The organism is Niallia sp. FSL W8-0177, from assembly GCF_038006285.1.
GTDB classification, from domain to species: domain Bacteria; phylum Bacillota; class Bacilli; order Bacillales; family Cytobacillaceae; genus Niallia; species Niallia circulans_A.
In genome coordinates, this window is sequence record NZ_JBBOUX010000001.1 from 4,865,532 (window position 1) to 4,885,631 (window position 20,100).

8 protein-coding genes, 6 rRNA genes and 1 riboswitch are annotated in these 20,100 nt (G+C 43.0%); of the genes, 13 read left to right on the top strand and 1 reads right to left on the bottom strand.

Annotated elements, in window-relative coordinates:
• Positions 1–53 precede the first annotated feature (53 nt).
• The 5 genes from glcT (at position 54) to rrf (NST77_RS23810) (ending at position 8,802) form a co-directional block, all read left to right on the top strand.
• A complete protein-coding gene (gene glcT, locus NST77_RS23790; RefSeq protein WP_341123671.1) occupies positions 54–896 on the top strand; it encodes a glucose PTS transporter transcription antiterminator GlcT in 843 nt (280 codons plus the stop codon).
• A gap of 187 nt (positions 897–1,083) precedes the next feature.
• A complete protein-coding gene (gene ptsG / locus NST77_RS23795) occupies positions 1,084–3,153 on the top strand; it encodes a glucose-specific PTS transporter subunit IIBC (protein ID WP_095333068.1) in 2,070 nt (689 codons plus the stop codon).
• Positions 3,154–3,632: 479 nt separating this feature from the next.
• Positions 3,633–5,180: ribosomal RNA gene (locus NST77_RS23800) — 16S ribosomal RNA — on the top strand.
• 479 nt (positions 5,181–5,659) lie between these two features.
• Positions 5,660–8,595: ribosomal RNA gene (locus NST77_RS23805) — 23S ribosomal RNA — on the top strand.
• 90 nt (positions 8,596–8,685) lie between these two features.
• Positions 8,686–8,802, top strand: a 5S ribosomal RNA gene (gene rrf, locus NST77_RS23810).
• Between the two features lie 83 nt (positions 8,803–8,885).
• Here the strand turns inward: rrf (NST77_RS23810) and NST77_RS23815 are convergent.
• Complete coding sequence (locus tag NST77_RS23815; RefSeq protein WP_123260023.1) at positions 8,886–9,917, bottom strand: serine hydrolase domain-containing protein; 1,032 nt, start codon at positions 9,915–9,917, stop codon at positions 8,886–8,888.
• An 814-nt stretch (positions 9,918–10,731) separates the two neighbouring features.
• Between NST77_RS23815 and NST77_RS23820 the strand changes: the two genes are divergently transcribed.
• The 8 genes from NST77_RS23820 (at position 10,732) to purB (ending at position 20,068) form a co-directional block, all read left to right on the top strand.
• Positions 10,732–12,279, top strand: a 16S ribosomal RNA gene (locus tag NST77_RS23820).
• Positions 12,280–12,640: 361 nt separating this feature from the next.
• Positions 12,641–15,576, top strand: a 23S ribosomal RNA gene (locus NST77_RS23825).
• A gap of 115 nt (positions 15,577–15,691) precedes the next feature.
• Positions 15,692–15,808 (top strand): 5S ribosomal RNA (gene rrf, locus NST77_RS23830).
• Together the 16S, 23S and 5S rRNA genes form the textbook arrangement of a ribosomal RNA operon.
• Positions 15,809–16,070: 262 nt before the next feature.
• Positions 16,071–16,616, top strand: coding sequence for a DUF2179 domain-containing protein (locus tag NST77_RS23835; RefSeq protein WP_095333460.1), 546 nt, complete (start codon positions 16,071–16,073; stop codon positions 16,614–16,616).
• Positions 16,609–16,806, top strand: a complete 198-nt coding sequence (locus NST77_RS23840) for an NETI motif-containing protein (RefSeq protein WP_047944722.1) — start codon at positions 16,609–16,611, stop codon at positions 16,804–16,806. The genes NST77_RS23835 and NST77_RS23840 overlap by 8 nt, the downstream gene beginning before the upstream one ends.
• A gap of 110 nt (positions 16,807–16,916) precedes the next feature.
• Positions 16,917–17,018: riboswitch (purine riboswitch) on the top strand.
• Between the two features lie 124 nt (positions 17,019–17,142).
• Positions 17,143–17,631 carry a 5-(carboxyamino)imidazole ribonucleotide mutase gene (purE, locus tag NST77_RS23845; protein WP_095333458.1) on the top strand — a complete coding sequence of 163 codons (489 nt, stop codon included), beginning with the start codon at positions 17,143–17,145 and terminating at the stop codon, positions 17,629–17,631.
• Positions 17,618–18,772 carry a 5-(carboxyamino)imidazole ribonucleotide synthase gene (purK, locus tag NST77_RS23850; RefSeq protein ID WP_171509280.1) on the top strand — a complete coding sequence of 385 codons (1,155 nt, stop codon included), beginning with the start codon at positions 17,618–17,620 and terminating at the stop codon, positions 18,770–18,772. Before purE ends, purK begins: the two co-directional genes overlap by 14 nt.
• 3 nt (positions 18,773–18,775) lie before the next feature.
• Positions 18,776–20,068 (top strand): adenylosuccinate lyase, encoded by a 1,293-nt coding sequence (purB, locus tag NST77_RS23855; protein WP_123260021.1) that lies wholly within the window; start codon positions 18,776–18,778, stop codon positions 20,066–20,068.
• Positions 20,069–20,100: the final 32 nt, after the last annotated feature.

Genomic DNA, 20,100 nt, shown 5'->3' on the forward strand with positions numbered 1-20,100 from the left:
AGACTTTAATAACATTGAGTTACCGAGATGTCTGTCGAAGTGGGGAAATAAGTATGCCTAATTTACTAATAAAGAAAGCGCTGAATAATAATGTGCTCATTGGAGACCATCCAACCTATGGAGAAGTAGTGCTTATAGGAAAAGGTATAGGCTTTAATCAGAAAAGCGGGGATTATATTGATATTAGTGTTGTGGAAAAGTTATTTGTCTTAAAGGATGAAAAGGAGCAGAGCAATTATTTAAAGCTTCTTCCACAAGTGGATAATGATTTATTAGATGTAATAGTATCATCTATTGAATTGATTAAAAACAAGACAAATGCAAAGTTGAACGAGCATATTCATATAGCGTTAACAGATCACATTATGTTCGCTTCCTCCAGAGTTTCGAACGGACTAGTATTAAATAATCCATTTTTGATTGAAACAAAGGCGTTGTACCCGTTTGAGTATTCAATAGCTGAAGAGGTTGTAAAATTAATCGGAGAACAATCAGGACTTCAATTACCAGTAGGTGAAATCGGTTTCATTGCTTTGCATATTCATAGTGCCATGATGAACAAAAATTTATCAGAAGTTAATCGGCATTCACAGTTAGTCACACATCTAGTGAATTTAATAGAAGATCAACTAGAAACGAAAATTGATAAAGATAGCATCGATTATATGCGCCTTGTTAGACATTTGCGTTTTGCGATTGAACGGGTCAATACAGGAGAAAAAGTAGAAGAACCAGAAAAAATAACATTGCTATTGAAGAATGAGTATCCCCTATGCTATAATCTTGCGTGGAAGCTCATAAAAGTAATGAAACAAGTACTTAAAAGGCCAGTCTTTGACGCAGAAGCGGTATATCTGACAATGCATTTACAAAGACTTCAGAAAAAAATTAAATAGGTATTATCTTATCAACGTGTTACTGATTCGATCAGGCATGAGTGAAAAAGATGGTTGAGTTAAATGTTTTAGGGTAACCTACCCTTGAAGGTTTTTTTCAATCTCTCTTTACTCATGCCTTTTTTGTTTTTTTACTCTTGATTGAGAAAGCTTTTTGAGCCGAAAAATAACTTAGGAGGATTATGAAATGTTTAAAAAGATTTTTGGTGTTTTACAGAAAGTCGGTAAAGCACTTATGCTCCCAGTAGCTATTCTTCCGGCTGCCGGTATCTTGCTTGCCTTTGGTAATGCACTGCAAAACCCAACACTTGTAGATATTGCGCCGTTTTTAAATAATAGTGGGGTAGAGATGGTTGCATCTGTAATGGAGGATGCAGGGAACATTATATTTGGTAACCTTTCCTTACTATTTGCTGTCGGAGTTGCCGTTGGTCTAGCTGGCGGTGAAGGGGTTGCTGGTTTAGCGGCTATTATTGGATTCCTTATTATGAATGTTACAATGGGTACTGTTCTAGGCATTGATGCGAAGGACTTAAAAGGCAGTACAGAATATGCAGCTGTTTTAGGGATACCTACTCTTCAAACTGGTGTGTTTGGTGGCATTATTGTTGGTATTGTTGCTGCCTCGATGTATAATCGTTTCTTTGAAATTGAGTTACCATCCTATTTAGGATTCTTTGCTGGAAAACGATTTGTTCCAATTGCGACAGCTGCAAGTGCTGTTATTTTAGGCTTGATCATGATTATTATTTGGCCGCCAATACAACATGGATTAAATGTTTTCTCTGAGAACATGTTGGGTGCTAATTTAACTTTATCAGCATTTATTTTTGGTTTAATTGAAAGATCATTAATTCCATTTGGTTTACACCATATCTTCTATTCTCCTTTCTGGTTCGAATTTGGTAGTTATACTACGAAAGCAGGAACAATTGTAAAAGGTGACCAAGCTATCTTTATGAGCCAAATTAAAGATGGAGTTCAAAATTTAACGGCAGGTACATTTATGGTTGGTAAATTCCCATTTATGATGTTCGGGTTACCTGCAGCAGCTCTTGCAATTTATCATGAAGCACGTCCAGAGAAAAAGGCAATTGTTGGTGGATTAATGGGATCTGCAGCATTAACTTCTTTCTTAACTGGTATTACAGAACCACTGGAATTCTCATTCTTGTTTGTAGCTCCAATATTGTTTGGGATTCATGCTGTTTTTGCAGGTTTATCCTTTATGACAATGCATTTATTAAATGTAAAAGTAGGAATGACATTCTCTGGTGGTTTAATCGATTATGTGTTATTCGGTTTAATTAATCCGCAAACAAATGCATGGATTATTATTCCAGTAGGTTTAGTGTTCGCGGTTATTTATTATTTTGGTTTCCGTTTTGCGATTCGTAAGTTCAATCTTAAAACACCTGGTAGAGAAGACGAGACAGAAGAAAGTGACAGTAGTTCAACAGGAGCAACTAGCGATCTTCCGTACGATGTGTTAGAAGCAATGGGTGGACAAAACAATATTGCCCATTTAGATGCGTGTATCACTCGTCTTCGTGTATCTGTTAATGATATTAAGTCTGTTGATAAAGATCGTTTGAAAAAACTCGGTGCTGCTGGAGTGCTTGAAGTAGGGAATAATATTCAAGCTATCTTTGGTCCTCGTTCAGAAACGATTAAAGGTCAGATGAGAGATATTATGAGTGGGAAAAGACCACGTCCTGCTGCACAACCATCTATGGATAAAGAAGTACAAGAGCAAATTGAAGAGGTAAATCCAAGTGCTATGCAAAGCAATATAACAAGTGAAGATTCATTTGTTGCTCCTATTAAAGGAGAATTGGTTCCTATTACAGATGTACCAGATGCAGTATTTGCAGGCAAAATGATGGGAGATGGTTTTGCGATTATTCCTTCTGAAGGAACAGTTGTTTCTCCAGTTGACGGAAAAATCGTTAACTTATTCCCAACGAAACATGCTCTTGGAATTTTGGCTGACAACGGTCGTGAAATTTTAATTCACTTTGGTATTGATACAGTTAAATTGAAAGGGGAAGGTTTTGAAACACTTGTGACTGAAAATGATCAAGTGAAACAAGGACAGCCTTTATTGAAAGTAAACCTTGACTACATTAAGGAAAATGCAACAGCAACAATTACTCCTGTTGTGTTTACGAACTTAGCTGAGGGTGAAGCTGTACAAATTAATAAACGTGGTAATGTAGAACTTAAAGAGGAAGGCGTAATAACTATTACTAAGTAATAGAATATATAGAAAAAACTCGGTCTCTTGATCGAGTTTTTTCTATATTATAATGAAGTTTTTTAACGAGAGGTATGATGTTAGAAATAATCATTTAGTTTAGGTTTTATTCTTTTGGAATAATAATATTCGAAGATGCTTAAGAGAGAGCGAGATGCTAGGATCGCGGGTGGTTTTTATTTTTTTAGTATTTATTTATATTTATTATTGACTAAACTATGAAAAGTTGATATTATATGAAAACAGCTTTGCTAATGCTATTGATTCATTTAAGTTGATAGTAAAATAAAAATTATATTAAAAAAGTAATTGACTTATTTAGCAAAGGTTGATATGATATAAAAGTTGCTTCTGATAGCAACGATAAATTGCTCTTTGAAAACTGAACAAACAAACGTCAACAATAATCGTTTTATAACTAGCGTTATAGAACAAAAAGTAACAAAAAGCTAGAGTTTAGCAATGAGCTAATCAACTCTTTATTGGAGAGTTTGATCCTGGCTCAGGACGAACGCTGGCGGCGTGCCTAATACATGCAAGTCGAGCGGACTTTAAAAGCTTGCTTTTAAAGTTAGCGGCGGACGGGTGAGTAACACGTGGGCAACCTGCCTGTAAGACTGGGATAACTTCGGGAAACCGGAGCTAATACCGGATAATCCTTTTTCTCTCATGAGGAAAAGCTGAAAGACGGTTTACGCTGTCACTTACAGATGGGCCCGCGGCGCATTAGCTAGTTGGTGAGGTAACGGCTCACCAAGGCAACGATGCGTAGCCGACCTGAGAGGGTGATCGGCCACACTGGGACTGAGACACGGCCCAGACTCCTACGGGAGGCAGCAGTAGGGAATCTTCCGCAATGGACGAAAGTCTGACGGAGCAACGCCGCGTGAGTGATGAAGGTTTTCGGATCGTAAAACTCTGTTGTTAGGGAAGAACAAGTACAAGAGTAACTGCTTGTACCTTGACGGTACCTAACCAGAAAGCCACGGCTAACTACGTGCCAGCAGCCGCGGTAATACGTAGGTGGCAAGCGTTGTCCGGAATTATTGGGCGTAAAGCGCGCGCAGGCGGTCCTTTAAGTCTGATGTGAAAGCCCACGGCTCAACCGTGGAGGGTCATTGGAAACTGGGGGACTTGAGTGCAGAAGAGAAGAGTGGAATTCCACGTGTAGCGGTGAAATGCGTAGAGATGTGGAGGAACACCAGTGGCGAAGGCGACTCTTTGGTCTGTAACTGACGCTGAGGCGCGAAAGCGTGGGGAGCAAACAGGATTAGATACCCTGGTAGTCCACGCCGTAAACGATGAGTGCTAAGTGTTAGAGGGTTTCCGCCCTTTAGTGCTGCAGCAAACGCATTAAGCACTCCGCCTGGGGAGTACGGCCGCAAGGCTGAAACTCAAAGGAATTGACGGGGGCCCGCACAAGCGGTGGAGCATGTGGTTTAATTCGAAGCAACGCGAAGAACCTTACCAGGTCTTGACATCCTCTGACACTCCTAGAGATAGGACGTTCCCCTTCGGGGGACAGAGTGACAGGTGGTGCATGGTTGTCGTCAGCTCGTGTCGTGAGATGTTGGGTTAAGTCCCGCAACGAGCGCAACCCTTGATCTTAGTTGCCAGCATTCAGTTGGGCACTCTAAGGTGACTGCCGGTGACAAACCGGAGGAAGGTGGGGATGACGTCAAATCATCATGCCCCTTATGACCTGGGCTACACACGTGCTACAATGGATGGTACAAAGGGCAGCAAAACCGCGAGGTCGAGCAAATCCCATAAAACCATTCTCAGTTCGGATTGTAGGCTGCAACTCGCCTACATGAAGCTGGAATCGCTAGTAATCGCGGATCAGCATGCCGCGGTGAATACGTTCCCGGGCCTTGTACACACCGCCCGTCACACCACGAGAGTTTGTAACACCCGAAGTCGGTGGGGTAACCTTTTGGAGCCAGCCGCCTAAGGTGGGATAGATGATTGGGGTGAAGTCGTAACAAGGTAGCCGTATCGGAAGGTGCGGCTGGATCACCTCCTTTCTAAGGAAAATGGAATTTACATTCCATCAAAGATTGTTGACGATTTGATTGTTCAGTTTTGAGGGAGCAATTAATTCCTCAAAACAGTAATAAGTTTGAGGGTAAAGAGAAACAAGTAGATCAAGGAAGCGAATGCGCGAGCACCGGAGCGTACGACAGTACGTGAGGAGCAGAGCGAAGAAGCTGACGAAGAGATGCGAAGTTTATCTTTAGCCGAAATTGTTCCTTGAAAACTAGATTATGAATAGTAAGAACCAAGAAAGAAACCGAGTAATCGCCATCTTAGATTCTCTATTTTAGAGAATTACTTCTTTGGAAAGTAGTCGTATTAAACGAATACTCCTTCAAAGATTGGAGAGCAAAGAGAAGCAAGTAGGTCAAGGAAGCGACCGAACGAGCACCAGAGCGTACGACAGTACGTGAGGAGCAGAGTGAAGAAGCTGACGAAGAGATACGCCGCTTATCTTTGGTCGAAACTAAGTTAAGTTAGAAAGGGCGCACGGTGGATGCCTTGGCACTAGGAGCCGATGAAGGACGGGATTAACACCGATATGCTTTGGGGAGCTGTAAGTAAGCTTTGATCCAGAGATTTCCGAATGGGGAAACCCTCTATCCGTAATGGGATAGAATCTTTACCTGAATACATAGGGTACTGAAGGCAGACCCGGGGAACTGAAACATCTAAGTACCCGGAGGAAGAGAAAGCAAACGCGATTCCCTGAGTAGCGGCGAGCGAAACGGGATTAGCCCAAACCAAGAGGCTTGCCTCTTGGGGTTGTAGGACACTCTATATGGAGTTACAAAGGAACGGGGTAGACGAATCGATCTGGAAAGGTCAGTCGTAGAAGGTAAAAACCCTGTAGTCGAAACTTCGTTCCCTCTTGAGTGTATCCTGAGTACGGCGGGACACGAGAAATCCCGTCGGAAGCAGGGAGGACCATCTCCCAAGGCTAAATACTCCCTAGTGACCGATAGTGAACCAGTACCGTGAGGGAAAGGTGAAAAGCACCCCGGAAGGGGAGTGAAATAGATCCTGAAACCGTGTGCCTACAAGTAGTTAGAGCCCTTTTATGGGTGATAGCGTGCCTTTTGTAGAATGAACCGGCGAGTTACGATTACATGCGAGGTTAAGTTGAAGAGACGGAGCCGCAGCGAAAGCGAGTCTGAATAGGGCGAAATAGTATGTGGTTGTAGACCCGAAACCAGGTGATCTACCCATGTCCAGGGTGAAGTCCAGGTAACACTGGATGGAGGCCCGAACCCACGCACGTTGAAAAGTGCGGGGATGAGGTGTGGGTAGCGGAGAAATTCCAATCGAACTTGGAGATAGCTGGTTCTCTCCGAAATAGCTTTAGGGCTAGCCTCAAGATTTAGAGTATTGGAGGTAGAGCACTGTTTGGACTAGGGGCCCCCATCGGGTTACCGAATTCAGACAAACTCCGAATGCCAAATACTTATTCTTGGGAGTCAGACTACGAGTGATAAGATCCGTGGTCAAGAGGGAAACAGCCCAGACCACCAGCTAAGGTCCCAAAGTATACGTTAAGTGGAAAAGGATGTGGAGTTGCTTAGACAACCAGGATGTTGGCTTAGAAGCAGCCACCATTTAAAGAGTGCGTAATAGCTCACTGGTCGAGTGACTCTGCGCCGAAAATGTACCGGGGCTAAACGTATCACCGAAGCTGTGGATTGACATCTTTGATGTCAGTGGTAGGAGAGCGTTCTAAGGGCGTTGAAGCTAGACCGTAAGGACTGGTGGAGCGCTTAGAAGTGAGAATGCCGGTATGAGTAGCGAAAGATGAGTGAGAATCTCATCCACCGAATGCCTAAGGTTTCCTGAGGAAGGCTCGTCCGCTCAGGGTTAGTCGGGACCTAAGCCGAGGCTGAAAAGCGTAGGCGATGGACAACAGGTTGATATTCCTGTACCACCTTTAAATCGTTTGAGCAATGGGGGGACGCAGGAGGATAGGGTAAGCGTGCTGTTGGATTAGCACGTCCAAGCAGTTAGGCTGGTAATGAGGCAAATCCCATTACCACATAAGCGGAGCTGTGACGGCGAGGGAAATATAGTACCGAAGTTCCTGATTCCACACTGCCAAGAAAAGCCTCTAGCGAGATTTAGGGTGCCCGTACCGCAAACCGACACAGGTAGGCGAGGAGAGAATCCTAAGGTGAGCGAGAGAACTCTCGTTAAGGAACTCGGCAAAATGACCCCGTAACTTCGGGAGAAGGGGTGCTCTTGCGGGTGCAAGCCTGCGAGAGCCGCAGTGAATAGGCCCAGGCGACTGTTTAGCAAAAACACAGGTCTCTGCGAAGCCGCAAGGCGAAGTATAGGGGCTGACACCTGCCCGGTGCTGGAAGGTTAAGAGGAGGGGTTAGCACGTTAGTGCGAAGCTCTGAATTGAAGCCCCAGTAAACGGCGGCCGTAACTATAACGGTCCTAAGGTAGCGAAATTCCTTGTCGGGTAAGTTCCGACCCGCACGAAAGGTGTAACGATCTGGGCACTGTCTCAACGAGAGACTCGGTGAAATTATAGTACCTGTGAAGATGCAGGTTACCCGCGACAGGACGGAAAGACCCCGTGGAGCTTTACTGCAGCCTGATATTGAATTTTGGTACAGCTTGTACAGGATAGGTAGGAGCCTTGGAAGCCGGAGCGCTAGCTTCGGTGGAGGCATTGGTGGGATACTACCCTGGCTGTATTGACATTCTAACCCGCACCCCTGATCGGGGTGGGAGACAGTGTCAGGTGGGCAGTTTGACTGGGGCGGTCGCCTCCTAAAAAGTAACGGAGGCGCCCAAAGGTTCCCTCAGAATGGTTGGAAATCATTCGTAGAGTGTAAAGGCACAAGGGAGCTTGACTGCGAGACCTACAAGTCGAGCAGGGACGAAAGTCGGGCTTAGTGATCCGGTGGTTCCGCATGGAAGGGCCATCGCTCAACGGATAAAAGCTACCCCGGGGATAACAGGCTTATCTCCCCCAAGAGTCCACATCGACGGGGAGGTTTGGCACCTCGATGTCGGCTCATCGCATCCTGGGGCTGTAGTCGGTCCCAAGGGTTGGGCTGTTCGCCCATTAAAGCGGTACGCGAGCTGGGTTCAGAACGTCGTGAGACAGTTCGGTCCCTATCCGTCGTGGGCGTAGGAAATTTGAGAGGAGCTGTCCTTAGTACGAGAGGACCGGGATGGACGCACCGCTGGTGTACCAGTTGTCTTGCCAAAGGCATCGCTGGGTAGCTATGTGCGGAAGGGATAAGTGCTGAAAGCATCTAAGCATGAAGCCCCCCTCAAGATGAGATTTCCCATAGCGTAAGCTAGTAAGATCCCTGAAAGATGATCAGGTTGATAGGTCAGAGGTGGAAGCATGGCGACATGTGGAGCTGACTGATACTAATAGATCGAGGACTTAACTAAAATAATCTTAGCGTAAGCTAAGAAAGATTACTTGTTCTTTCTTTTACTTCATAATCTAGTTTTGAGGGAATAACCTCAAAAATTAAATAGTCTGGTGGCGATAGCGAGAAGGTCACACCCGTTCCCATACCGAACACGGAAGTTAAGCTTCTCAGCGCCGATGGTAGTTGGGGGTTCTCCCCCTGTGAGAGTAGGACGTCGCCAGGCGCAAAAAGACCTAAAAGCATATTGCCTTTAGGTCTTTTTATGTGGATAAGTGCTTTTGTTTAGTTATTGTAAGGGATAGATACTTATTCCATTTTTATTATTAGTTGATCTTCAATGACTTTCGAAACTTCAAACGCACCTTCAGATTTGTTTGAACAGATAACAGTATGAATTTGTGATTTGGGGTAAAAGGCAGAATGAAAATTAACTCCAGGATCGTAACCCATAATATGATATTTAAAAATAGCATTTTCCTTTTTCTCTATCCATAACCCATAACCATAAAATCCGGTTGATTTCTTTGTTTGAATAAATGGAGTAAGTAACTTGGAAGTATATTCATCACTTAATAATTGATTAGTTAGAAGTGCATTCCATAAACTTGACATATCAAGTGCAGTTACAAATGCGCCTCCATCTGCACCACCTTTTGCAGGCAATGAGTAAATATTTGTTCTCCATTTATTGTTCGGCAAATCGATATAACCTAAAGCAGTGTTTTTTGGAAGAGCATCTAATTCATAATAACCAGAGTTTTGCATTCCGACTTTTTTAAAAATATTTTCTTCGATAAAATCAGTAAATGACATTTTACTTACTTCCTCGATGACCAATCCAAGTAAAATATATCCAGCATTATTATAATGAAATTTTTCCCCAGCATTTGATTTCATGGGTTTATTCTGAAAAAGAGGCAAAAAATCGGTTAACTTTCTTATATGATACATGGGAAGGTCTATCCACAACTCCTCGAAATCATCCATTATTTCCTCGTCGAAATAGTCTGGTATTCCAGCTGTGTGTGTTAAAAGGTGATGAATTGTAATATTTTTATTAAAATTTGGAAAGGTAATAGGAAGACAATCTTCTAATTTTGATTCGAAAGATAGTTTACCTTTCTCGACAAGTTGGCAAATAGCGATTGACGTAAATAATTTACATCCTGATGCAATGCCGAAGCGTGTATCTATAGTGTTTTTTATGTTATCGCTACGATTTGCATAACCATAACTTGCAGAAAATAAATTATTTTCTGCTTTTTTGATAAGAATGGTTCCTGAAAACTTATTTCTATTTACAGTAATTTTTATTTGGTTTTCTAAACTAGTTTCCATTGTATCTCTCGCTTTCTAGTTAGTATATCTTTAGTCTAACTTAACTCCATCCATATTGTACCATATAATTTATTTTCAAAAGGGACATTGAAGTATCTTTCGGGTTTTGGAAATTAAATACGGATTTTTGTATGGAACAAAATAACGCTTTTTTCTCATGTGAAAGTTAATATAGTGGGGAAAATAAAAATGAACCAAAAGAATATCCTTGGGTTAATTCCTTTTCGCAAGTATAAGGACGATGATAAAAATTTCAATAGAAAGAAACGAGAAAAAACTATTATGGTTTTTTGGGAGAAGACAATAGAGGTTGGCGATGAGTATTCAAAGTGCCCTATAGATTGTTGTAAGATAAGACTATAATAATCAAAGAATGGAAATATTCCTTATGTAAATTAATAGGTAATCGTGATTTCCTGCTGTACTCAATAGTTTGTTAGAGGTTTATTGAAAATTTAAGTGATTAGTATCTTTTATCAAATGGGAGTAATAAAAAAAGAGTGCTTAAGGAAAGTATATATATGCTGGAATTTAAAATAAAAAACAGTTGACGATTAAATAAATAATTGGTATTATATAAAAGTTGCCTCGAACGGTAACGATAATTGATAATTTAATAGTTAAAAGTTTTTAAGAAAGTTATTGACTAGTAACTATTAAATGTGATAATATATAAAAGTTGCATCTGATAGCAACGATAAATTGCTCTTTGAAAACTGAACAAACAAACGTCAACAATAATCGTTTTATAACTAGCGTTATAAAACAAAAAAGTAACAAAAAGCTAGAGTTTAGCAATGAGCTAATCAACTCTTTATTGGAGAGTTTGATCCTGGCTCAGGACGAACGCTGGCGGCGTGCCTAATACATGCAAGTCGAGCGGACTTTAAAAGCTTGCTTTTAAAGTTAGCGGCGGACGGGTGAGTAACACGTGGGCAACCTGCCTGTAAGACTGGGATAACTTCGGGAAACCGGAGCTAATACCGGATAATCCTTTTCCTCTCATGAGGAAAAGCTGAAAGACGGTTTACGCTGTCACTTACAGATGGGCCCGCGGCGCATTAGCTAGTTGGTGAGGTAACGGCTCACCAAGGCAACGATGCGTAGCCGACCTGAGAGGGTGATCGGCCACACTGGGACTGAGACACGGCCCAGACTCCTACGGGAGGCAGCAGTAGGGAATCTTCCGCAATGGACGAAAGTCTGACGGAGCAACGCCGCGTGAGTGATGAAGGTTTTCGGATCGTAAAACTCTGTTGTTAGGGAAGAACAAGTACAAGAGTAACTGCTTGTACCTTGACGGTACCTAACCAGAAAGCCACGGCTAACTACGTGCCAGCAGCCGCGGTAATACGTAGGTGGCAAGCGTTGTCCGGAATTATTGGGCGTAAAGCGCGCGCAGGCGGTCCTTTAAGTCTGATGTGAAAGCCCACGGCTCAACCGTGGAGGGTCATTGGAAACTGGGGGACTTGAGTGCAGAAGAGAAGAGTGGAATTCCACGTGTAGCGGTGAAATGCGTAGAGATGTGGAGGAACACCAGTGGCGAAGGCGACTCTTTGGTCTGTAACTGACGCTGAGGCGCGAAAGCGTGGGGAGCAAACAGGATTAGATACCCTGGTAGTCCACGCCGTAAACGATGAGTGCTAAGTGTTAGAGGGTTTCCGCCCTTTAGTGCTGCAGCAAACGCATTAAGCACTCCGCCTGGGGAGTACGGCCGCAAGGCTGAAACTCAAAGGAATTGACGGGGGCCCGCACAAGCGGTGGAGCATGTGGTTTAATTCGAAGCAACGCGAAGAACCTTACCAGGTCTTGACATCCTCTGACACTCCTAGAGATAGGACGTTCCCCTTCGGGGGACAGAGTGACAGGTGGTGCATGGTTGTCGTCAGCTCGTGTCGTGAGATGTTGGGTTAAGTCCCGCAACGAGCGCAACCCTTGATCTTAGTTGCCAGCATTCAGTTGGGCACTCTAAGGTGACTGCCGGTGACAAACCGGAGGAAGGTGGGGATGACGTCAAATCATCATGCCCCTTATGACCTGGGCTACACACGTGCTACAATGGATGGTACAAAGGGCAGCAAAACCGCGAGGTCGAGCAAATCCCATAAAACCATTCTCAGTTCGGATTGTAGGCTGCAACTCGCCTACATGAAGCTGGAATCGCTAGTAATCGCGGATCAGCATGCCGCGGTGAATACGTTCCCGGGCCTTGTACACACCGCCCGTCACACCACGAGAGTTTGTAACACCCGAAGTCGGTGGGGTAACCTTTTGGAGCCAGCCGCCTAAGGTGGGATAGATGATTGGGGTGAAGTCGTAACAAGGTAGCCGTATCGGAAGGTGCGGCTGGATCACCTCCTTTCTAAGGAAAATGGAATTTACATTCCATCAAAGATTGTTGACGATTTGATTGTTCAGTTTTGAGGGAGCAATTCCTCAAAATGAAAGGCTTAATAAGCCTGATTGTTCCTTGAAAACTAGATTATGAATAGTAAGAACCAAGAAAGAAACCGAGTAATCGCCATCTTAGATTCTCTATTTTAGAGAATTACTTCTTTGGAAAGTAGTCGTATTAAACGAATACTCCTTCAAAGATTGGAGAGCAAAGAGAAGCAAGTAGGTCAAGGAAGCGACCGAACGAGCACCAGAGCGTACGACAGTACGTGAGGAGCAGAGTGAAGAAGCTGACGAAGAGATACGCCGCTTATCTTTGGTCGAAACTAAGTTAAGTTAGAAAGGGCGCACGGTGGATGCCTTGGCACTAGGAGCCGATGAAGGACGGGATTAACACCGATATGCTTTGGGGAGCTGTAAGTAAGCTTTGATCCAGAGATTTCCGAATGGGGAAACCCTCTATCCGTAATGGGATAGAATCTTTACCTGAATACATAGGGTACTGAAGGCAGACCCGGGGAACTGAAACATCTAAGTACCCGGAGGAAGAGAAAGCAAACGCGATTCCCTGAGTAGCGGCGAGCGAAACGGGATTAGCCCAAACCAAGAGGCTTGCCTCTTGGGGTTGTAGGACACTCTATATGGAGTTACAAAGGAACGGGGTAGACGAATCGATCTGGAAAGGTCAGTCGTAGAAGGTAAAAACCCTGTAGTCGAAACTTCGTTCCCTCTTGAGTGTATCCTGAGTACGGCGGGACACGAGAAATCCCGTCGGAAGCAGGGAGGACCATCTCCCAAGGCTAAATACTCCCTAGTGACCGATAGTGAACCAGTACCGTGAGGGAAAGGTGAAAAGCACCCCGGAAGGGGAGTGAAATAGATCCTGAAACCGTGTGCCTACAAGTAGTTAGAGCCCTTTTATGGGTGATAGCGTGCCTTTTGTAGAATGAACCGGCGAGTTACGATTACATGCGAGGTTAAGTTGAAGAGACGGAGCCGCAGCGAAAGCGAGTCTGAATAGGGCGAAATAGTATGTGGTTGTAGACCCGAAACCAGGTGATCTACCCATGTCCAGGGTGAAGTCCAGGTAACACTGGATGGAGGCCCGAACCCACGCACGTTGAAAAGTGCGGGGATGAGGTGTGGGTAGCGGAGAAATTCCAATCGAACTTGGAGATAGCTGGTTCTCTCCGAAATAGCTTTAGGGCTAGCCTCAAGATTTAGAGTATTGGAGGTAGAGCACTGTTTGGACTAGGGGCCCCCATCGGGTTACCGAATTCAGACAAACTCCGAATGCCAAATACTTATTCTTGGGAGTCAGACTACGAGTGATAAGATCCGTGGTCAAGAGGGAAACAGCCCAGACCACCAGCTAAGGTCCCAAAGTATACGTTAAGTGGAAAAGGATGTGGAGTTGCTTAGACAACCAGGATGTTGGCTTAGAAGCAGCCACCATTTAAAGAGTGCGTAATAGCTCACTGGTCGAGTGACTCTGCGCCGAAAATGTACCGGGGCTAAACGTATCACCGAAGCTGTGGATTGACATCTTTGATGTCAGTGGTAGGAGAGCGTTCTAAGGGCGTTGAAGCTAGACCGTAAGGACTGGTGGAGCGCTTAGAAGTGAGAATGCCGGTATGAGTAGCGAAAGATGAGTGAGAATCTCATCCACCGAATGCCTAAGGTTTCCTGAGGAAGGCTCGTCCGCTCAGGGTTAGTCGGGACCTAAGCCGAGGCTGAAAAGCGTAGGCGATGGACAACAGGTTGATATTCCTGTACCACCTTTAAATCGTTTGAGCAATGGGGGGACGCAGGAGGATAGGGTAAGCGTGCTGTTGGATTAGCACGTCCAAGCAGTTAGGCTGGTAATGAGGCAAATCCCATTACCACATAAGCGGAGCTGTGACGGCGAGGGAAATATAGTACCGAAGTTCCTGATTCCACACTGCCAAGAAAAGCCTCTAGCGAGATTTAGGGTGCCCGTACCGCAAACCGACACAGGTAGGCGAGGAGAGAATCCTAAGGTGAGCGAGAGAACTCTCGTTAAGGAACTCGGCAAAATGACCCCGTAACTTCGGGAGAAGGGGTGCTCTTGCGGGTGCAAGCCTGCGAGAGCCGCAGTGAATAGGCCCAGGCGACTGTTTAGCAAAAACACAGGTCTCTGCGAAGCCGCAAGGCGAAGTATAGGGGCTGACACCTGCCCGGTGCTGGAAGGTTAAGAGGAGGGGTTAGCACGTTAGTGCGAAGCTCTGAATTGAAGCCCCAGTAAACGGCGGCCGTAACTATAACGGTCCTAAGGTAGCGAAATTCCTTGTCGGGTAAGTTCCGACCCGCACGAAAGGTGTAACGATCTGGGCACTGTCTCAACGAGAGACTCGGTGAAATTATAGTACCTGTGAAGATGCAGGTTACCCGCGACAGGACGGAAAGACCCCGTGGAGCTTTACTGCAGCCTGATATTGAATTTTGGTACAGCTTGTACAGGATAGGTAGGAGCCTTGGAAGCCGGAGCGCTAGCTTCGGTGGAGGCATTGGTGGGATACTACCCTGGCTGTATTGACATTCTAACCCGCACCCCTGATCGGGGTGGGAGACAGTGTCAGGTGGGCAGTTTGACTGGGGCGGTCGCCTCCTAAAAAGTAACGGAGGCGCCCAAAGGTTCCCTCAGAATGGTTGGAAATCATTCGTAGAGTGTAAAGGCACAAGGGAGCTTGACTGCGAGACCTACAAGTCGAGCAGGGACGAAAGTCGGGCTTAGTGATCCGGTGGTTCCGCATGGAAGGGCCATCGCTCAACGGATAAAAGCTACCCCGGGGATAACAGGCTTATCTCCCCCAAGAGTCCACATCGACGGGGAGGTTTGGCACCTCGATGTCGGCTCATCGCATCCTGGGGCTGTAGTCGGTCCCAAGGGTTGGGCTGTTCGCCCATTAAAGCGGTACGCGAGCTGGGTTCAGAACGTCGTGAGACAGTTCGGTCCCTATCCGTCGTGGGCGTAGGAAATTTGAGAGGAGCTGTCCTTAGTACGAGAGGACCGGGATGGACGCACCGCTGGTGTACCAGTTGTCTTGCCAAAGGCATCGCTGGGTAGCTATGTGCGGAAGGGATAAGTGCTGAAAGCATCTAAGCATGAAGCCCCCCTCAAGATGAGATTTCCCATAGCGCAAGCTAGTAAGATCCCTGAAAGATGATCAGGTTGATAGGTCAGAGGTGGAAGCGTGGCGACATGTGGAGCTGACTGATACTAATAGATCGAGGACTTAACTAAAATGAAAAGCGGAAACGCCTGTTTATCGGCGTTGGAGCTGGACAATAATGATTACTCATTTCTTTCTTTTACTTCATAATCTAGTTTTGAGGGAATAACCTCAAAAATTAAATAGTCTGGTGGCGATAGCGAGAAGGTCACACCCGTTCCCATACCGAACACGGAAGTTAAGCTTCTCAGCGCCGATGGTAGTTGGGGGTTCTCTCCCTGTGAGAGTAGGACGTTGCCAGGCACTAAAAGACCTAAGAGCATATGCTTTTAGGTCTTTTTTCTATACTAAATATTATCCGAATCATAAATCTGATTTTAGGGATTAATTTGTCAAAGTTGAATTAGATATGAAAATGAAAAAATTCTACTTTCTTCTATTATTTAATCTTTTTTCTGATTTATCTGTCTTCTGTATGTAGAGGGAAGATTGTTTACTTCTCTCTAAATAGGTAATTATAAGTATAATATAGGAATGATTAATACATCTGGGAGTGAGAAAGTATATGCTTGAAAATAGTGTTACAATGATATTGATTATTCTTGTAATTAATATTGTTTATGTTTCTTTTTTTACGATACGAATGATTTTAACTTTAAAGGGACAAAGATACTTAGCTGCCTTCATCAGTATGATTGAGGTAGTCATTTATGTTATTGGATTAGGGCTGGTTTTAGATAATTTAGATCAAATTCAAAACTTGGTTGCCTACGCTATTGGTTATGGAATAGGAGTCATTGTAGGGATGAAGATAGAGGAAAAACTGGCTTTAGGATATATAACAGTAAATGTTATTACAAAGGAATATGATCGAGATTTACCGAAATCATTAAGAACACAGGGATATGGAGTAACAACGTGGACTGCACAAGGATTAGAAGGCGACCGTATGGCTTTGCAGATATTGACTCCTCGAAAATATGAATTAAAATTATATCAAACAATTAAAGAATTAGACCCAAAAGCATTTATAATTGCATATGAGCCAAAAACAATATATGGCGGGTTCTGGGTGAAAAGTGTTAAGAAAGGAAAGTTATTTAATGAGTAAGAAAAAAAGATTTGAAGTGCAAACAAATGAGTCGATTGATGACTGTTTAGACAGAATGAAACAGGAAGGCTATATGCCAATAAAGCGGATGGAAAAGCCTGTTTTTAAAGAAGTAAAGGTAAATGGTCAAATGTCTTATGAGCCTGTGTCACAGCAAATAATCTTTGAAGCTATCCAATTAGAAGGTTAAATCACGAACAATAAAAATAAAACTATATTAATTGTTCGACATTTAGTGTTGACAATATATAAATATGCTTGTTAAGATGGTATAGTGTTAACTAACAGATAAACGAAATAATTGTTTAATTAAATAGCCCTCATATAATAATGGGAATATGGCCCATAAGTTTCTACCCGGTAACCGTAAAATACTGGACTATGAGGGAAAGTGAATGAAAAAGAGCTGAAAAAAGTAGAAACCTACTTTATTCAGGTTTATTTAAGCTCTGGACAGATACTTTCTCTCTTTTAGTGTAGAAGTTTTCTGTCTAGGGCTTTTTAAATTGGAATCAGGGGGGAGAGCATGACCGCATCAGTTGGTATTATCATGGGGAGTAAATCAGATTGGGAGACAATGAAGCATGCTTGTAGCATATTAGATCAACTGGAAGTAGATTACGAGAAAAAAGTAGTCTCTGCTCATCGTACTCCTGACTTAATGTTTGAATATGCTGAAAGCGCGAGAGATAGAGGAATTAAAGTAATTATTGCGGGAGCAGGAGGAGCAGCACATCTTCCAGGGATGGTTGCAGCTAAGACAACTTTGCCTGTTATAGGAGTTCCTGTTCAATCAAGAGCTCTAAATGGGCTGGATTCATTATTGTCAATTGTACAAATGCCTGGAGGAGTTCCTGTAGCTACTGTAGCAATTGGAAAAGCTGGGGCAACTAATGCTGGACTTCTTGCAGCCCAAATCCTTGGTGCCTCAGACTTAGAAATAGCAGAAAGACTTTTTTCCATGAGAGAAAGAACAAAAAAAGAAGTGATGGAAAGTAGTGATGAGCTTGTCTAATCGAGTAATCTTACCTGGGCAGACGATTGGCATTATAGGTGGCGGTCAGCTAGGGAGGATGATGGCAATTGCGGCAAAAGCACAAGGGTTTAGAATTGCTGTATTAGATCCGACTGAAGACTCTCCTTGTGGGCAGATAGCTGACTATAAAATAGTAGATGCATATGATAGTCTATCTGCTATTAAGAAGCTAGCAGAGATTAGTGATGTCATTACGTATGAATTTGAAAATATAGATGCTGTTTGTCTCGAATGGCTAACGAATAATGCGTATGTTCCTCAGGGTTCAGCTTTATTAGAAATAACGCAAGATCGGGTGAAGGAAAAAAAAGCAATCGAACAAGCTGGTATTAATATAGCTCCATATGTTGTCGTAGAAAAAGCTAGGGATATTTATAATGGATTAGCAGAATTAGGCTATCCAGCTGTTTTAAAAACGGCCCGTGGAGGTTATGATGGAAAAGGCCAATATGTTATTAAAGAAAGCAGCCAAATAGCAGAAGCGGAAAAGCTTTTGAATAATGGAGTCTGTGTATTAGAAAAATGGATTTCTTTTAATAAGGAAATATCAGTTATTATCACTAGAAGTGGAAAGGGAGAAGCTACTGTTTTTCCAGTTAGTGAAAATATTCATCTTAATAATATTTTGCATGAATCAATTGTTCCAGCTCGCATTAGTGACTTAGCAAAGGACTTAGCGATTGAAAAGGCAAGTAAGCTTGCTGAAAATCTAAATTTGGTAGGAACATTAGCAGTAGAAATGTTCCTGACCGAGGATGAAGAGATTTATATTAATGAGTTGGCACCTAGACCACATAACTCTGGGCATTATACAATTGAGGCATGCGAGACTTCACAGTTTGAGCAGCATATCCGTGCGGTGTGCAATTGGCCGTTAGCAAGCACTAGATTATTAAGACCTACTGTTATGGTTAATATTCTCGGTCAGCATCAAGAAAAGATAATCGAACAAATTCCTGAATTACAGGATTGGAAGATCCATCTTTATGGAAAACAGGATCCTAAAGAAAATAGAAAGATGGGGCATGCTACCTTGCTTCGTTCTTCTGTTGAAATGGCTTTGGATGAAATCGAGAATACGCACATATGGAAGGTACAGAAAGAAAAAATCGGAGGATAAACAATGATTGATCGTTACACAAGACCAGAAATGGGAAACATTTGGACAGAGGAAAATCGCTTTAAAGCGTGGTTAGAGGTAGAAATTTTAGCATGTGAGGCTTGGGTAAAGCTTGGTGAAATTCCACAAGAGGATGTAAAAAAAATCCGCGAAAATGCTTCATTTGATATCGAGCGTATTAAAGAAATAGAAATGGATACAAGACATGATGTTGTAGCATTTACTAGAGCGGTATCGGAAACACTTGGAGAAGAACGAAAATGGGTGCATTACGGTCTAACTTCTACAGATGTTGTAGATACAGCACTTTCCTACTTAATTAAACAAGCAAATGAAATTTTATTAAAAGACGTAGAGAACTTTATTGATGTTTTAAAAAACAAAGCGCAAGAACATAAGTATACCGTTATGATGGGACGTACACATGGCGTACATGCAGAACCTACAACATTCGGTTTGAAACTAGCACTATGGCATGAAGAAATGAAACGTAATCTGGAAAGATTTAAAGCAGCTGCTGAAGGTATTGAATACGGTAAGATTTCTGGTGCGGTAGGAACTTATGCTAATATTGATCCTTTTGTTGAGCAATATGTTTGTAAAGAATTAGGATTAAAGCCAGCGCCGATTTCAACCCAGACGTTACAGCGCGATCGCCATGCGGATTATATGTCTACTTTAGCGTTAATCGCTACATCCATTGAAAAATTTGCAGTAGAAATTCGTGGATTGCAAAAAAGTGAAACAAGAGAAGTAGAAGAGTTTTTCGCAAAAGGACAAAAAGGTTCTTCAGCAATGCCGCATAAACGTAACCCAATTGGTTCAGAAAATATGGCTGGTCTTGCTCGTGTGATTCGTGGTTATATGCTGACTGCTTATGAAAATGTTCCTCTATGGCACGAAAGAGATATATCTCACTCTTCTGCTGAGCGGATTATTATTCCTGATGCAACGATTGCCTTAAATTATATGTTAAATCGCTTCAGTAATATCGTGAAAAACCTAACTGTATTCCCAGAGAATATGAAGCGTAATATGGATCGTACACTGGGATTAATTTACTCACAACGAGTATTACTAGCTCTAATAGATAAGGGGCTTACAAGAGAAGAGGCGTATGATACTGTACAGCCTAGAGCAATGGAATCATGGGAAAAGCAAGTACCATTCCGTGAGCTAGTAGATAGCGATGCAGTCATTTCTTCTAAGTTAACAAAAGAAGAAATTGATGATTGTTTTGATTATCACTTCCATATTAAACATGTTGATACGATTTTTGATCGTCTTGGACTATAAAAAAATAAGAGCTGTCACCTAATATGGCAGCT

Bases quoted from the DNA above. Each gene is read 5' to 3' on its own strand.
- glcT (WP_341123671.1), top strand. From the start codon at position 54: ATGCCTAATTTACTAATAAAGAAAGCGCTGAATAATAATGTGCTCATT.
- ptsG (WP_095333068.1), top strand. From the start codon at position 1,084: ATGTTTAAAAAGATTTTTGGTGTTTTACAGAAAGTCGGTAAAGCACTT.
- NST77_RS23815 (WP_123260023.1), bottom strand. From the start codon at position 9,917: ATGGAAACTAGTTTAGAAAACCAAATAAAAATTACTGTAAATAGAAAT.
- NST77_RS23835 (WP_095333460.1), top strand. From the start codon at position 16,071: ATGCTTGAAAATAGTGTTACAATGATATTGATTATTCTTGTAATTAAT.
- NST77_RS23840 (WP_047944722.1), top strand. From the start codon at position 16,609: ATGAGTAAGAAAAAAAGATTTGAAGTGCAAACAAATGAGTCGATTGAT.
- purE (WP_095333458.1), top strand. From the start codon at position 17,143: ATGACCGCATCAGTTGGTATTATCATGGGGAGTAAATCAGATTGGGAG.
- purK (WP_171509280.1), top strand. From the start codon at position 17,618: ATGAGCTTGTCTAATCGAGTAATCTTACCTGGGCAGACGATTGGCATT.
- purB (WP_123260021.1), top strand. From the start codon at position 18,776: ATGATTGATCGTTACACAAGACCAGAAATGGGAAACATTTGGACAGAG.